The organism is Rhodococcus sp. p52 (assembly GCF_000763325.2).
Taxonomy (GTDB): domain Bacteria; phylum Actinomycetota; class Actinomycetes; order Mycobacteriales; family Mycobacteriaceae; genus Rhodococcus; species Rhodococcus pyridinivorans.
Window position 1 is genome coordinate 1,729,236 of record NZ_CP016819.1, and the last position, 14,231, is coordinate 1,743,466.

Annotated in this window: 10 protein-coding genes and 1 pseudogene; 6 read left to right on the plus strand and 5 right to left on the minus strand. The window is 69.1% G+C overall.

Translation table 11 applies throughout. The features are described 5' to 3' along the window. Positions 1 to 8: 8 nt before the first annotated feature. A complete protein-coding gene (locus IM25_RS07980; RefSeq protein WP_006552489.1) occupies positions 9 to 728 on the minus strand; it encodes a TenA family transcriptional regulator in 720 nt (239 codons plus the stop codon). 41 nt (positions 729 to 769) lie between these two features. Beyond that, positions 770 to 1,219: a GlcG/HbpS family heme-binding protein gene (locus IM25_RS07985; protein WP_006552488.1), complete on the minus strand. Its 450-nt coding sequence runs from the start codon at positions 1,217 to 1,219 to the stop codon at positions 770 to 772. A gap of 328 nt (positions 1,220 to 1,547) precedes the next feature. On the opposite strand from IM25_RS07985, the gene IM25_RS07990 reads away from it, so the two are divergent. Beyond that, positions 1,548 to 3,200, plus strand: a complete 1,653-nt coding sequence (locus IM25_RS07990; protein ID WP_065995936.1) for a PucR family transcriptional regulator — start codon at positions 1,548 to 1,550, stop codon at positions 3,198 to 3,200. On the opposite strand, the gene IM25_RS07995 is transcribed toward IM25_RS07990, so the two are convergent. Further along, positions 3,187 to 4,659 (minus strand): MFS transporter, encoded by a 1,473-nt coding sequence (locus IM25_RS07995; RefSeq protein WP_084294983.1) that lies wholly within the window; start codon positions 4,657 to 4,659, stop codon positions 3,187 to 3,189. The two genes, IM25_RS07990 and IM25_RS07995, sit on opposite strands and share 14 nt — an antisense overlap. A 336-nt stretch (positions 4,660 to 4,995) precedes the next feature. Here IM25_RS07995 and IM25_RS08000 point away from each other — a divergent pair, with 336 nt between their 5' ends. After that, a complete protein-coding gene (locus tag IM25_RS08000; protein WP_033097931.1) occupies positions 4,996 to 6,642 on the plus strand; it encodes a hypothetical protein in 1,647 nt (548 codons plus the stop codon). A 40-nt stretch (positions 6,643 to 6,682) separates the two neighbouring features. Here the strand turns inward: IM25_RS08000 and IM25_RS08005 are convergent, their stop codons facing one another. Continuing rightward, the gene (locus tag IM25_RS08005; RefSeq protein ID WP_033097930.1) at positions 6,683 to 8,281 is read right to left on the minus strand and encodes an FUSC family protein; all 1,599 of its coding nucleotides are present in this window, start codon (positions 8,279 to 8,281) and stop codon (positions 6,683 to 6,685) included. A 623-nt stretch (positions 8,282 to 8,904) separates the two neighbouring features. Here IM25_RS08005 and IM25_RS08010 point away from each other — a divergent pair. The 3 genes from IM25_RS08010 to IM25_RS08020 all read left to right on the plus strand — a co-directional run bounded on the left by IM25_RS08010 (position 8,905) and on the right by IM25_RS08020 (position 12,249). Then, positions 8,905 to 9,600 carry a hypothetical protein gene (locus IM25_RS08010; RefSeq protein ID WP_052040111.1) on the plus strand — a complete coding sequence of 232 codons (696 nt, stop codon included), beginning with the start codon at positions 8,905 to 8,907 and terminating at the stop codon, positions 9,598 to 9,600. A 70-nt stretch (positions 9,601 to 9,670) separates the two neighbouring features. Continuing rightward, positions 9,671 to 11,602, plus strand: coding sequence for a sensor histidine kinase (locus tag IM25_RS08015; RefSeq protein WP_065995937.1), 1,932 nt, complete (start codon positions 9,671 to 9,673; stop codon positions 11,600 to 11,602). After that, positions 11,599 to 12,249 carry a response regulator gene (locus IM25_RS08020; RefSeq protein ID WP_033097928.1) on the plus strand — a complete coding sequence of 217 codons (651 nt, stop codon included), beginning with the start codon at positions 11,599 to 11,601 and terminating at the stop codon, positions 12,247 to 12,249. The genes IM25_RS08015 and IM25_RS08020 overlap by 4 nt, the downstream gene beginning before the upstream one ends. Before the next feature lie 8 nt (positions 12,250 to 12,257). On the opposite strand, the gene IM25_RS08025 is transcribed toward IM25_RS08020, so the two are convergent. Then, the gene (locus tag IM25_RS08025) at positions 12,258 to 12,974 is read right to left on the minus strand and encodes a GntR family transcriptional regulator (RefSeq protein WP_033097927.1); all 717 of its coding nucleotides are present in this window, start codon (positions 12,972 to 12,974) and stop codon (positions 12,258 to 12,260) included. Between the two features lie 16 nt (positions 12,975 to 12,990). Here IM25_RS08025 and IM25_RS08030 point away from each other — a divergent pair. Next, positions 12,991 to 13,984, plus strand: a pseudogene (locus IM25_RS08030) (FAD-dependent oxidoreductase); the annotation flags it as partial. Between the last annotated feature and the right edge of the window lie 247 nt (positions 13,985 to 14,231).

The window sequence follows — 14,231 nt, forward strand, 5'->3', positions numbered from 1 at the left end:
GCATCGGATCAGGCGGACGCCAGCTCCAGATCGGGGGCGACGTACGTGTCGTACAGGCCCTTCGTGTACGAGAAACGCATCTCCGCTCCCCAGCGAACGAGCTGCAGGCAGCGCTGCTGCAGCTGCGGGGTGTCGGCGCAGTCGAGGACGATCTGGTAGCCGCGCTCACCGTGCACCACGTCCGAGGTGATGTGCAGGTCGAAGAACTCGATCTCGTCCTCGGTGAAGCCGTACACCTCGCGGAGCGGGACGATCTGCTTCTTGTAGATGCTCGGCACCTGCGATTCGAGGCCCACGACCAGGGCCGCGGTGGCGACGACGAAGTGTTCGCGCTGCGACACCGCGTAGCACCAGGCCTGCAGTCCGCGGGTGACCGCGTTCATGTTGTTCGGATCCTCGACGCGCTCCTTGGTGGTGCCGCACGCCTCGGCGAACTTGATGAGCAGGTCGGTGTGCCGGATGTCGGCCAGCTCCTCCTCGTACATGTTCTGGAGGGTGAAGTCCTTGGCGTCGGTGAAGTGATCGGGGGTGTTGGAGTAGATGTTCGCCAGGTAGTCGGCGAAGGGGCCGACGTAGTGGTAGTGGTTCTCGGCCCACCGGGCGAAGTGGTGCTTCTCGAGCTTGCCCTCGGCCCACGCCTTGCTGAACGATGCGTTCTTCGCTTCGCGTCCCTTGATGGCGTCTTCGAGTGCGGCGCGGAATTCGTCGCGTCCGAGCAGTTCGGTCATGATGATGCCTTTCGATGAGGAGGTCGTGCGGGGGGATGCGATCAGGCGTTGATCGCGGAGGTCAGGGCTTCGAATTCGGCGATCATGGCGGCGCCGACCGCTTTGTCCTGCTCGCCGTTGCCGCCGCTGATGCCGACGGCGCCGACGATCTGTCCGTCGTAGACGAGGGGGAAGCCGCCGACGAAGATCGCGAACTTCCCGGGGAGCATGTGGCTGATGCCGAACGCTTCGTTGCCGGGGAGTGCGGGTCCGTTGGGACCCTCGTTGAACAGGTGGGTGGCGCGCTCGTGGCCGGCGGCGGTGAACGCCTTCGCCATGGCGATCTCGACGCCGGTGAGGCGGGCGCCGGGAAGCCGGTGCAGAGCAATGACGTTCGCGCTCTCGTCGCAGACGCAGAGGGTCTGCTTCACGCCGATCTCCTCGGCCTTCGCGCGGCCGGCGGCCAGCAGGGGGAGTGCGTCGTCGAGGGTGATGCGGTGGATTCGATGCATTGGTCTCCACTTTCGGAGTCGGGTCGGAGAGTCGGACGATTCCTGGTCCGCGTCGGGATCCGTGTGCGTCCCGCCGATGTCGCGTCGCTGAAGTGTCGGCGGGGGCCGGAGCGGTGGAGCGGGGTGTCCGGCGTGGCTCATTTCTAACAGGGCCGTGCGCCGATGGGGACGGTCAGGATCACCGTCGTTTTCGGGATTCGGTGTACACAGTGCACATGCGTCTGGGGCGCATGACTCTGGTATCTGGTGTAGAAAGTGCACACCGCCACGGTGTCGACGGGCCCACCCCCTCACAGCCCGCCGATGCTCCCGATGGAAGCAGGTCCCCATGGAATCGAGCCCGCGTCTGACAGTCCGAGGGCTGCTCGACGAACCGCTCATGGAGGGCGCCCGGGTCGTGGATCGGGAGGCCGATCTCGACCGGGCGCTCACCTGGGTGCTGCCGTTCGGCGAGGTCGTCGGCCGATTCGATGATCTCACCGGCGTCGCCGTGTACATGCGGCCGGAGGCACTGGCCGACAGCGCGCACGCCCTGTCCGCGCTCGCGGCCCGCGACGCGGCGGCCCTGGTCGTCGACGGCGCGGTGCCCGCCGGAATGTCCTGGCCGGCAGGACTGGTGGTGATCGAACTCGACCTGCCCGTCGGATTCGCGGCACTCAACCGGTTGCTCGCCGAGCGGTCGCTGATGCAGGAAGTGCACGTCATGCGCTATTCCGCGCACGTGCACTCGACGCTCGCCGGTCTGCTGCACCGCGGCGCGGGACTGACCCTGCTCGTCAAGGAGGTCTCGGCGCTCGCACAGCATCCGGCGATCGCACTCGATGCACGTGGTCAGGCCGTCGCCTTCCACGGCGTGGATGCCGTTAGGGCGGAAGAGATCTCGGCGATACTGCACAAGCAGCTGTCGACGGTGACGGCCGCGGAACGTCACGCCCCCCACGACACCCGCGTGCTGGAGGAGGTCGTCGGAGGCACACCCTGGACGTGCACGGCCAGCACCATCCGGCTCGGCAAACGGTTCGAGGGCTGGGTGGTCGTGCTCGCCTCGGGCGCGTCTCCCGGACCGCACGAGCTGGCCCAGCACGCGGTCGTCACCGAACAGGCGACGGCGATCATCGGATCGGAGATGCTGCGGCAACGCAGTGTCGACGAGGCCGAGGAACGGGCCCGCGGCGATTTCGTGCAGGCGCTGGTGCACGGCAGTTTCACCAGCCAGCACGACATGCAGGCGCGCGCCGAGTACCACGACATCGATCTCACCTCGTCGTTCGCGGTCTTCGTCGCGCCCGGTTACGGGGAGAACCCGGCCGGTCCGGGTGGCGACGAATCCGGTGGACTGTTGCGGTTGGCCCGGTACGCGGCGAGCGTCCTGCCCCACCCGTCGGTGCGCTCGTATGTCACGGTGATCGGCGACGTCCTGGTGGTGGTGCGGTCGCTCCGCTACCGCGACCCGAGCGACGTCGAACTCGAGATCGCCGAATACGCCGACGCGGTGTCGCAGGACCTGTCCCGCCGGCGCGTGCGTCCGGTGCCCGTCGCCCACGGCGCTCCGGCCGTCGGCGTGGACCAGATCCGGGAGAGCTACCGGCAGGGCCGCGTGGCGCTCGGCATCGGGCAGCGGCTCGGGATGTCGGGTTCGGTGGCCTACCGCGACCTGCGGGGTTACGGTGTGCTCGAGCTGGTCGCCGAGACCGATCGCAGCCGCAGATTCGTCGGCGACGTATTCGGGACGCTCAAGCCCGGCACCGACCTGTACGACACCCTGCTGGCCTATCTCGCGGCCGGCGGGAACGTCAACGCGGCGGCGCGGGAGCTGTCGGTCCACCGCAACACGATGCTGTCGAAGCTGGACCGGATCTCCCGTGCGATGGGGATGGACGTCCGGCTGCCGGAGAACCAGTTCACGGCCTGGCTCGCCGTCCGCCTCGAGCTTCTCGACCGGTTGCGCACCTCGGTCGAGAACGAGATCAACTACCGCTGAGAGCGGTCGACTCGGAGCCGGTCGGTGCGTGATCCTCGGGGTCGGCCCCCAGGAACGACGCGGCGAACCCCGCGCATACGACCACGGCGCACACCGCGAAGAGCGGTCCGACCGTCCACGAACCGAGCGCGACGGTCACCCACGCGGCCCCGACGGCGGAGCCGCCGAAGCGGATCAGGTTGAACCCCCCCAGGCCCGTCCCGCGCTCGCCCGCCGGGGACCGCGTCGAGCCGGCCGCCGCGGGGGTCTGCACGGCGGCGATGCCGGCACCGGTGATCGCCAGGACGGTCGCGACGAGCCACAGCCGCGGTTCGTCCGCCGAGAGGACGACGGCAAGCGCGATCTGACCGACGAGCAGCACCACCAGTCCCGCCCGCAACATGTGCCGTCCGCCGACGCGATCGACAGTGCGGCCGACCACCGGTGCGAGGACCGCCATGACTGCGGGCAGTGCGAACAGGATCGCCCCGGCCGTGGCCGTCGACGCGCCCGTCGCGTGCAACCGCAGCGGCACCGCCAGCAGAGCGGCGCCCAGGCAGAACATCTGCGCGAAGGCGGCGGCCGCGCTCCGCGCGAATCTGCTCTCGACCAACAGTCGGACGTCGACGAACGGCACGTCCGCGCGTAGGCAGTGCACGACGAAACCGACCAGTACGACGATCGAGACCGCCAGGGCGATCCCCGCGACGGACGTGGGAACACCTGCTTGTCCGAACATGCTCAGTCCCAGCACGACTCCGGCGGAACCGAGGGTCAGTGCGATCGCACCGGGCACGTCGAGGGTCATCCGGCGGCCGGGGAAGATCGGGATCCAGCGCAACGTCCCGGCAAGACCGATCAGTGCAATCGGGATCATCGGGACGAATACCCATCGCCAACCCCAATGTCCCGCAACAAAACCGCCGAGGGTGGGGCCGATGGCCTGACCGAGTCCGTTCACGGTGGCCCACGCGCCCACCGCGCGTGCGCGTCGATGCGCGCCGAACAGCCACGCGATCAACCCCATGACAGCAGGCGCAAATGCAGCCGCCGCGACTCCGCCGAGGGCGCGCCAGACCACGAGGATCTCGAGGGTCGGCGCCGTCGCCGCTCCGGCCGCACAGATCGCGGTGCCGAGCAGGGCACCGCAGTAGACGCGACGCCGACCGTATCGGTCACCGATGTACCCTGCAAGGGGCATTGTCGCAGCAAAAGTGAGAAGGAAGCCGACGGCCAGGAGTGCGCCGTCTTCGAGGCTCGCGTCGAAGTCGGAAAGTATCTGTGGCAGTGGGACATTGATGATGTTGTTGCTCAATGTCCCGACGAGGGTTCCGGCGAGCAGGGCGGACAGGGCCAGGGGAGTGCCCGTATCCGTCTCGGCTGCCGGCGCTGCCGGTGTATCGGTGCGAGTGGTCATCGAACTCTCCGGAACCTCGGGGAACTGCGCGGCACGGTTCGTACCGTCGAACCACTTTCGCACTGCGCTACCGTCGGATGCATCGCCATCGCGGAGTGAAGGTGCACATCGGATCCGCGTAAGCCGGTGCAGGGTGCATATTCGACGACGTCGTGAGGGCGGCGCGGGGCGGCGCGGGGCGCGCGACACATGTTCGTAGCAATATTTCACACCGGAGCGCTTCGTCGTCACGAAATCGCAAAAGTGGAACACAGTGCACAACTAGCGTGGCGGGCACTGTGCACCGTTCTCGTTGACCGAGCACGGGCCGTAGCGGAAAGTTCCCCCAATACATCGAGTTCCCATTCACCGTCCACGAACACAGCCCGACTCGTTCCACCCCCTGTCGAAGGAATCGCCTTGGACGTACAACTCACCGCCGCGCACTGGGTCTACCTGGCCGGCATCCTCGTCATCCTGGCCACCATGGCCCTGCGGAAGAACATCGTCGTTCCTGCAGTCGTCGCAACCTTCCTGACCGCACTGACGTTCTCCGGCAGCATCGTCACGGGACTGTCGGCCATCTTCAATGCGAGCCTCGTCGCGGCGAAGGAACTGTTCAACATCTTCCTCATCATCGCGATGGTCACGGCCATGCTCGGCGCGCTGCGCCAGCTCGGCGCCGACCGGATGATGGTCGCGCCGTTCCGGCGGGTCATGCGTGCGGGCACCAGCAGCTTCCTCGTCCTCGCCGCGGTCACCTACGTGATCTCCCTGTTCTTCTGGCCCACCCCGGCCGTGCCCCTCGTCGGCGCGGTGCTCATCCCCGTCGCGATCCGCGCGGGCATGTCCCCGCTGTCGGTGGGCATGGTCATCGCGATCTGCGGCCAGGGCATGGCGCTGTCCTCGGACTACATCATCAAGGTGGCGCCCGGTATCTCCGCATCGGCGGCCGGCGTCGAGGCCGACGCCGTGGCGGACAAAGCCATGGTCCTGTCCCTGATCGTCGGCGGCACGGCTCTGCTGATCACCTACCTCGTGCAGAAGCGGCATTGGCGTGCACCGTCCCCCGACCTCCTCGTCGAGTGGGAGGCCGCAGCCGACCGCGGCATCGGTGACACAGCCGACCGCGGCATCGGTGACACAGCCGACCGCGGCATCGGTGACACAGCCGACCGCGGCATCGGCGAGACCCGTGGCGACTCCTCGGGCGACGGGGGTGGCTCCCGTCCTCCGCGTCGGCCGGAACCCGCCGGTGGCCCCAGCGGCGGCGGAGAGCAGGCGGCGACGGCCACGGCGGTGCTCGTGGCGCCGTCCGACCCGATCGCCGACCCCGACTCCGCGGCGGAGAAGGAACGCCGCGGTACCGCGAAGGCGTTCGCGATGCTCGTGCCGCTCGCCTACCTCGCGTTCATCGTCTACTTGATGCTGGGCAAGTTCACCGAGGTCGTGCCGCCACTGCAGGGTGGTGACGCCGCCGCGATCGTGGGTGGGATCGCAGCGCTGATCCTGTTCGCCGCCGCAGCGTCGACCGACCGCGGAGGTTTCCTCGAGACCACCTCGGACCATCTCGTCGACGGCCTGGTCTTCGCCTTCAAGGCCATGGGCTGCGTCCTCCCGATCGCCGGCTTCTTCTTCATCGGCAATCCGGAGTTCGCGGGACCGATCCTCGGCATCTCCGCCGACGCCGCAGGCCCGGCTATCCTGTTCGACCTCGTGACCACGGTGCAGTCGCACCTTCCGCAGAACGCCTTCATCACGTCCTTCGGCATCCTGCTCATCGGCCTCGTCGCCGGGCTCGACGGGTCCGGATTCAGCGGACTGCCCCTCACCGGTGCGCTGTCGGGTGCTCTCGGACCGGCCGTCGACGTCGACCCCTCGACGCTCGCGGCGATCGGTCAGATGGGCAACATCTGGGCCGGTGGCGGCGTCATCATCGCCTGGTCCTCGCTGGTCGCGGTGGCCGGTTTCGCCCGGGTGCCCGTGCTCGATCTCGCCCGCAAGTGCTTCCTGCCGGTGATGGCGGGGCTGATCCTCTCGACCGTCTTCGCAGTCCTGGTGTTCTGACGACGGCGCGTATTCCGACGGAAGCGACCGGGTCCCTGCTTCAGGGGCCCGGTCGTTCCGGGAGGGTCAGGATCCGGTAGCCGAGTTCGTGGAGACGGCGGTGCTCGATCCAGCGTTCCCGGGTCCACGCCGGCTCGGTGTGCGCGGCGATGACGGCCGCGGTGGTGGATGCGTGGAGGTCGAACTCGAGATCGCGGCGCAGTTCGGGCAGCTCGCGGACGTCCGTCGACGCGGCGATTCTCGTGACGGCGTCGCGGACGCGGCCGTCGGCGAAGTCGAGGACGCGACGGTGGGCCCGGGGAAGTACGCCCCACAGCACCGCGAGCGCGACCAGGACGCCGACAACGGTCTCGAGGAAGCGGTCGCGCGCGACCGTCACCAGATCGCCGGGGGCACCCAACCCGCCGAGGACGACGACGAGTGGGGTGATGAAGACCATCGCCAGGCCGTAGTTCCGCACCAGGAACATTTCCGTGCCGGCCATCACCGCGGCCAGCACCACGACGAGGGCGACACCACCGGGATGGAAAGGCGTCAGGCAGGCCACCAGGACGAGTCCGAGCACGGTGCCGAGGAAGCGGTGCGCCGCCCGGTAGGAGCCGAGGATCCGATCCGGTCCCTGATGCAGGATCATCGCGGCCGTGATGACCGCCCAGTCGGGACGTCCGACGCCCAGCGCGATGGCGATCGTCCCGGCGAGAGGTCCCGCGACGAGCAGGCGCACCGCGATCGTCGCCGACCGGCTGCGCAGGTGCGCGGCGCGCGCGAGGCGGTACCGCACGGACGGGCGTCGCAGCGGGGTCCGCAGTCGCAGATCGTCCTCGGGAACTGCCTCGTCCCGCGGACGCTCGTCCAGTGTCTCCGCGCATCGGAGGTGCGCCGCGCGCAGCGTCTGCTCCAGCGGATGCCCCGAATCGATGAGTCCGGCGTCGTGCAGGCACTGCCAGGCCGCGTGCAGATCGTGGACCGCGGCGCGGCGATTGCCGGGTGAGTTCTCCTCGAAGACCGCGTCGACGGCAGCGACCGCCGCGGCCACGGCGGTGCGTTCCGGGGTTCGCGGCCGGAACGGGGCACCGGACATGGAGGCCACGACGGCCGTTCCGGCGCCGATCGCGGTCCACGCCGAGACCGTCGGGACGGACACTCCCAGCGCGGGGAGAGCGGATGCGATCTCGAGGGACAGCAACATCAGGAAGGCGCCGGGCGCACCCATCCGCAGGGCGTCGACGACGAAGGCGCACACCGCGACGGTCGCGGTCATCGCCGCGACGACCACCAGGTACCACCACGCCGACCCGCCCGCGGCCAGTTCGTGGTGGACGACCGAACCTGCTAGGGCGCCGATCGTCGCCAGTGTCACGAGCACCGTCCCGATGACGGCGACCGCTCGGGCACGGACGCGATAGGGGCGTTGCTCGCCGTAGACGACGGCGAAAGCGCCGAGTGTGGCGATGGCGGAGACGGCGCCGAATCCGAGAGCGACGCCCACGAGACCGGGCACCGCGACCGTGGCGGCTGCGCGCGCGGCGCCGGGCCACCGGCGTCCTTGCCGGGGAACCGACAGCATCGCCGTCCGCAACGGGGCGGGGGTGGGCAGCGGAAGGTCGACGACCCGATGATCTCCGCTCGCTTCCGCCACGTCGTACCACCCTAGGAACCGACGGGGCACTGCTTACCGCCGGCAGGCGCGCATGAGGCGCAGGTCACTGGGCGGATCCGCCGCATTTCCCCACGGAATATCCGACCCGGAATTCCGCGACGTGCGAATTGCGAACGTATCGAATTCGCCGGTGGAAAATGCGTCGACTCGCATATTTCTCGTAAATAGGATAGAAGAGGGGAGCGCCTGTTTCGAAGTCGGGAGAAATTCACCCGGCCCCGTGAAAGGACATTCCATGGCACTCAATGTTGTGTTGTTGTTACCGGTACTGGCTGCGGCCTTCGCGTCCGTCGCCGCTCTTCATTCGGCGGACGAGCGCCGCACCCGAAATCCCTGAGTGAATTCGGGGCGACGCGGATCCGGCAGCCCACGGAAATATCCGCGTCGGCATCCTCGGTCGTGGGGGAGGTTGTGTGCGTTTCCGTCGGGAGAATCGCACACAACCTCCCCTCGGTTGTGGTAGGTGCACGACGTCTGCCCGACGAGGGACGCCGGCGGCGATCCCGGAAGGTCGGGACAGTCGTCCCTTCCACCCGGGACATCGGGCACCGGATCGTTCCTTTACGACGCGCAGGGCGTCGCATCGATCCGAAGGGACCTTCATGAACACTCTCGGCACCGAGACCGAACCCCTCGCGCCGATCGCTCCCGATCGTCGTGGCCCCGGTTCGCTCTGGGCGTGGACGGGTGCGGTCGCCGGCCTCGCCGGCGTCGTGGGCATCCAGGCGAGCATGGCGATGAGCGCGGCATACAACGAGCGCACCGCCGGCAACGCGGTGGCGATCATGACCGAGTTCGCCGGGCAGCGCACGCCCATGCTCGTCATGCACCTGACGCTGATGGTGTCGACGACGCTGCTGCTCGTCTTCGCCGCCGGACTGCAGCGCCGACTGCGCGCAGGCACTCCGGAATTCAGCCTCGTGCCGACGGTCGCGGCATTCGGTCTCGTGCTCACCTCGGTCGCGACCCTCATGGGCACCGGACTCGACACCGAGTTGCTGTTCGGCCTCGGCAACACCGATCAGATGGTGCCCGAGGTGGCGGTCTTCGCCTCGCATTGGATGGGCACCATCCCATGGCTGTGGGTCGGTGCCGGTGTCAGCGGCGTCGCGGTCGCGGTCGCGGTCCTGCATCACCGCGCGGCGCCCCGGTGGATCGGTTGGGCGAGCATCGTCCTCGGTGGTCTGACACTGCTCCTCGGCATCTCCCCACTGCAGTACATGGCCGGCTTCACCGGCCCGGTGTGGGTGCTGATGGCCGGAGTCGGCTTCGCCCTCGCGGACCGGCGTGCACGTTAGTGCCACTGCGAGCGGCTCAGCGGCGTATACCTGCCGCGTCAAGGACACGGCGGTGCATACTCACCGCACCATGAAGGACACCGTCACGACGACCGGATCGGCGGGTACCGGGGCTCCGGTACCCGCCGCCGTCGTGGCCGTCGTCTCCTGGCTGCTCGCCGTGGCGGCCGTCGTCGTGTTCGTCGCGGCACGGCCCGCGCTCGATTCCGACCAGCTGTTCTTCCTCGTCGACGTCGTCGGAGCCGCCGTCTACGGGACGGTCGCCGGGGTGATCCTCGCCCGCCGGATCCACGCCGTGCCGATCCTGCTGGCTGTCGCGTCGATCGGCGTCGGTGTGGCAGCGATGTCCTACAGCTGGACCCAGCTCGCCCTCGTCCGCCCCGAACTGCCCGTCGGATTCCTCGGTCCGCTGCAGAACACCACCTGGATCCCCGGGACACTCGCGTTGTTCCTGGTGGTGCCGTGGCTCGTCCGCGACCGCCCGGCCGATCCCGTGGTGCGGGCCGGGATCGGCGTCGGTGTCCTGACGATCGCCTGGTTCTTCTGGGCGCGCACCTTCACCGACATCGCCGACATCTGGTTCGTCGGACCCGTTGTGGCCGTGGGTTTCCTGACCTCCGGGCACGTCGAGTGGCGTCGCCGTCACGCCTCGGCGGGCGGACGATCCGGGACGGGATGGCTCGCGCTCGGCAGTGCCCTGATGACAGCCTCGTACATCCCGTTGGCGGTCCCGGACGTGCCGTGGATGCTCACACCGCTGCTCCACCTCGCGACGCAGGCCTTCTATCCCGTCGCGATCCTTGCCGTCGTGCTGCGCCAACGACTCTGGGGCATCGACCTCGCGGTGGGTCGCGCCGCGCTCGCCGGCAGTCTCACCGCCGTGCTCGTCACCTCCTATCTCGCGGTGACGGTCGCGGTGTCGCTGGTGCTCCCGAACGAATCGGTCTTCGCCCAGGCGGTCGCCGCCACCGCCGTCGCCCTGGCCGTGCAGCCGGTGCGGATGTGGCTCCGCCGGAAGGTGCACCGCCTCGTCTACGGCGACGGCGTCGACCCGGCACGCGCCGTCCGGATCCTCGGGCGGCACTTCGCCGGTGCCGATTCGCCCGACCTGCTGTTGGGCGAACTCGCCGCCGGAATCGGCACCGCACTGCGTCTCGAATCGGTCGAGGTGCGCCGCGGCGGCGACGTGATCGCACGCTGGGGGACCGCGACCGGACCCGTCGAGGAGGTTCCGGTCGGTAACGGCGACGCCACCCTCGCCGTCACCGCACCTCCGGGCGAATCGCTCGGGGCACGCAGCCGGCGGGCGCTCACCGAACTCGCGACCGTCGTCGACGCCGGGCTCGTCGTACTGCGGTCGGCGGAGGACCTCGAAAACGCGCGTCGCCGCCTCACCGAGGTGAGACTCGAGGAACGCCGCACCATCCGCCGCGAACTGCACGACGGTCTCGGCCCGTCGCTCGCCGGGGTGCGGCTCGGCCTGCAGGGCGCACGCAATCTCGTCACCACCGACCCGGACGCCGCGGCCGGACTCGTCGACGAACTGCTCCGCGAACTCGATCGGCACGTCGACGGTGTCCGCGAGCTCTCGCGCAGTCTGCTGCCCCCGGTTCTCGACGAACTCGGCCTCACCGCCGCACTCGATGAACTCGTGATCACCCACGCCCGCGCGGGATTCCGCGTCGACCTGCGGTCCGACCTCCCCGCCGGGATGTCCGGGCCGATCGCGTGGGCCGCCTACGGCATCGCCTCCGAGGCGGTCATCAACGCGCGACGGCATTCCGGTGCCGACGAATGCACGGTGCGGGTCGCGGCGGAGGGCGACGTGCTGGCCCTCGACATCGTCGACGACGGACGAGGACTCGCGACCGACGCACGAATCGGTGTGGGGACGCAGAGCATGCGGGAACGGGCCCGGGAGGTCGGCGGAACGGTGGGCATCGAACCCGGCGACCCGCGCGGTGTCGTGGTGCGGGCGCGGCTACCCTGGTCCGAATCATGAGCGACAACGGAGCGATACGCGTTGCGGTCGTCGACGACCATCCCGTCTTCCGCCTCGGTATGGCGGCACTGCTGGGCACTCTCGACGGGATCGATGTCGTGTGCCAGGCGAGTTCGGTGGGGGAGGCCCTCGAGGTCGTGATCGGCGATGTCGACGTCGTGCTCATGGACATCGAACTCGGCGACGGATCGGGGATCGACGCGGCCCGCAGCATCCTCCGGAAGTCGCCGGGCACCCGCATCCTGATGGTCACGATGCACGAGGACGAGGACATCCTCATCGCCTCCATCCGTGCCGGTGCCTCGGGTTATCTCGTCAAAGGGGCCGATCCGTCGGGGGTCGAACGGGCGATCCGGGCCGTGGCCGACGGTGAGATGATCGTCGGTGCGGCGGTCGCGGCGAAAGCCCTTGCGGCGGTAGCGAACTCCCGCAACACGTCGGCAGTTTTCCCGTATCTGACCGGACGGGAGCGGGAGATCCTCGACCTCGTGGCCCGCGGACTCGACAACGCCGCGATCTCCCGCCGACTCGTGCTCAGCCAGAAGACGGTGCGCAACCACGTGTCCAACATCCTCGGCAAGATCGGCGCAGCCGACCGGGCGAGCGCGATCGTCCGTGCGCGGGAAGCAGGCCTGGGCGTCGACTGACCTGCTGCTCAGGGAGTGACGGTCGTGACGAACGACATCCGGTCGCCGCGGTAGAGCGACCGGCGATGCTCGATCGGGACGTCGTTCTCGTCGTAGGAGATCCGCTCGAGCAGCAGCATCGGTGTGCGGGTGTCGGCGTCGAGCAGCGCCGCCTCGCGCGCATCCGGCAGCGTGGTCTCGATCCGCTCGACCGCCCGCGCGAACGTGATCCCGTAGGAACGGATCGCGGCGTACAGCGACGACGACGGATCGAGCGTCCGGCGCAGATCCGGAAAGCGGTGTGCGGGAAGGCGCGTGCGTTCGAGTCCGACATGCACTCCGTCGGTGAGCAGGACACGTTCGAGTTCGAGGACGGGATCGCCGGGTTCGAGACCGAGGCGGCAGGCCAGTTCGTCGTCGGCGACGAGGTCGGTCCACGCGACGAGCACACGCCCAGCGCTGCGCCCTTCGAGCAGGGCGGCTTGGGTATAGGAACCGATGACGAGGGGCTGGACGATCTTCGGGCCGGCGACGACGGTGCTGCGGCCCCGCCGTTCGATGCGGCCGTCGACGAGCAGTTCTCGCAGTGCCTGGCGGACGGTTTCGCGGGCGACGTCGAACCGGGTGGCGAGATCGCGTTCGGAGGGGACCTGATCTCCCACGCTGAGCTGGTCGAGGAGGCACTCGACCTGGCGGCGCACGATCTGGTGCTTGAGGGTGCGCGCTTCGCGAACGACGGTGGCCACACATCCAGCGTAACCGAATTCCGGTCTACACCAACTGTTTCACCGGGAGTTCGACGAACCGGCCCTAACCCTGCGGTCCCGCGAGCTGTGGGAGGACCTCGGCGCCCGCGTTTCCGACGTCGGTTTCCGCGCGAACGGTTCGCTGACGCTGCCGCGCACCGCCGCCGAGATCGCCGTCGCGGAGGAAGCGGTCGCACGCGACGACGCGCAGCGACGGGGATTCGCCCTGCTCGATGCGGACGAGACGCGCCGCCGTAACCCCGCGCTACGCGGTAACTTCCTCGCGGCACTGCACTGCAGCACGGACGCTGCCGTCGAATCCCGCATCGCGCTCCCGGCGATCCGGCAACATCTCGCCATCTCGGGCCGCTACCGGTTCCTGCTGTCCACAGAGGCCCGGGACGTCTCCCGCACGGCCCGCGGGACCGTGCAGTGCGCGACGACCACGGCACCGTGCACGAGACCGACCTCGTTCTCGTCTGTCCCGGCGCGACACTCGGTGGCCTCGCCCGCGACCTGCCATTGCGCAGGGTCCGGCTGCAGATGATGCAGACCGCACCGCTCGGCGAAGACCTCACCACGTCGATCGCCGACGGCGACAGCCTGCGCTACTACCCGGGATTCGCCGGTACCGCCCTCGACGAGCTCACCGCCTCCGAGGAGCAACGACCCGTCGCCGCGCAGCATCGCATGCAGTTGCCGTGCGTCCAGCGTCTGCACGGCGGCCTCACCGCCGGCGACACCCACGCCTACGACGAACCGTTCGACTTCGACGTCGACGAAGAACCCTACGACCACCTCGTCGCAGTGACGGAGGAGTTCCTCGGCCGCCGACTGCCGCGCGTCGTCCGGCGCTGGGCCGGGGTGTACAGCCAGTGCATCGACCCCACGCGCTCGTGCACCGCGCGGAGGCCGACGAAGACGTATGGGTCGTCGCCGGCCCGGGTGGCCGCGGTATGACCCTCGGCCTCTATCTCGGCGAGGAGACCGCCGACCTGCTCGGCCTCTGACATCCCGGAACCGGACGCCCCGATTCGTCGACCAGGGCGACGTCGCCGCCGCCCCCGGCACGGGCACCGGCAAGGCGATCACGCAGCTGCGTGAGGCCGGCGTGAAAGTCGTACTCACCACAGGATTCAGCCGATCCACCCAGGTCAGGCTGCTCGATGTACTCGGCTGGCACGACCTCGCCGACCTCGCCGACCTCGCTCTCACACCCGCCGGCGCCGGTCGCGGATGCCCCTACCCCGACATGAT

Coding starts and splice junctions, on each gene's coding strand:
- IM25_RS07980 (WP_006552489.1), bottom strand. CDS start 728: ATGACCGAACTGCTCGGACGCGACGAATTCCGCGCCGCACTCGAAGAC.
- IM25_RS07985 (WP_006552488.1), bottom strand. CDS start 1,219: ATGCATCGAATCCACCGCATCACCCTCGACGACGCACTCCCCCTGCTG.
- IM25_RS07990 (WP_065995936.1), top strand. CDS start 1,548: ATGGAATCGAGCCCGCGTCTGACAGTCCGAGGGCTGCTCGACGAACCG.
- IM25_RS08010 (WP_052040111.1), top strand. CDS start 8,905: ATGAACACTCTCGGCACCGAGACCGAACCCCTCGCGCCGATCGCTCCC.
- IM25_RS08015 (WP_065995937.1), top strand. CDS start 9,671: ATGAAGGACACCGTCACGACGACCGGATCGGCGGGTACCGGGGCTCCG.
- IM25_RS08020 (WP_033097928.1), top strand. CDS start 11,599: ATGAGCGACAACGGAGCGATACGCGTTGCGGTCGTCGACGACCATCCC.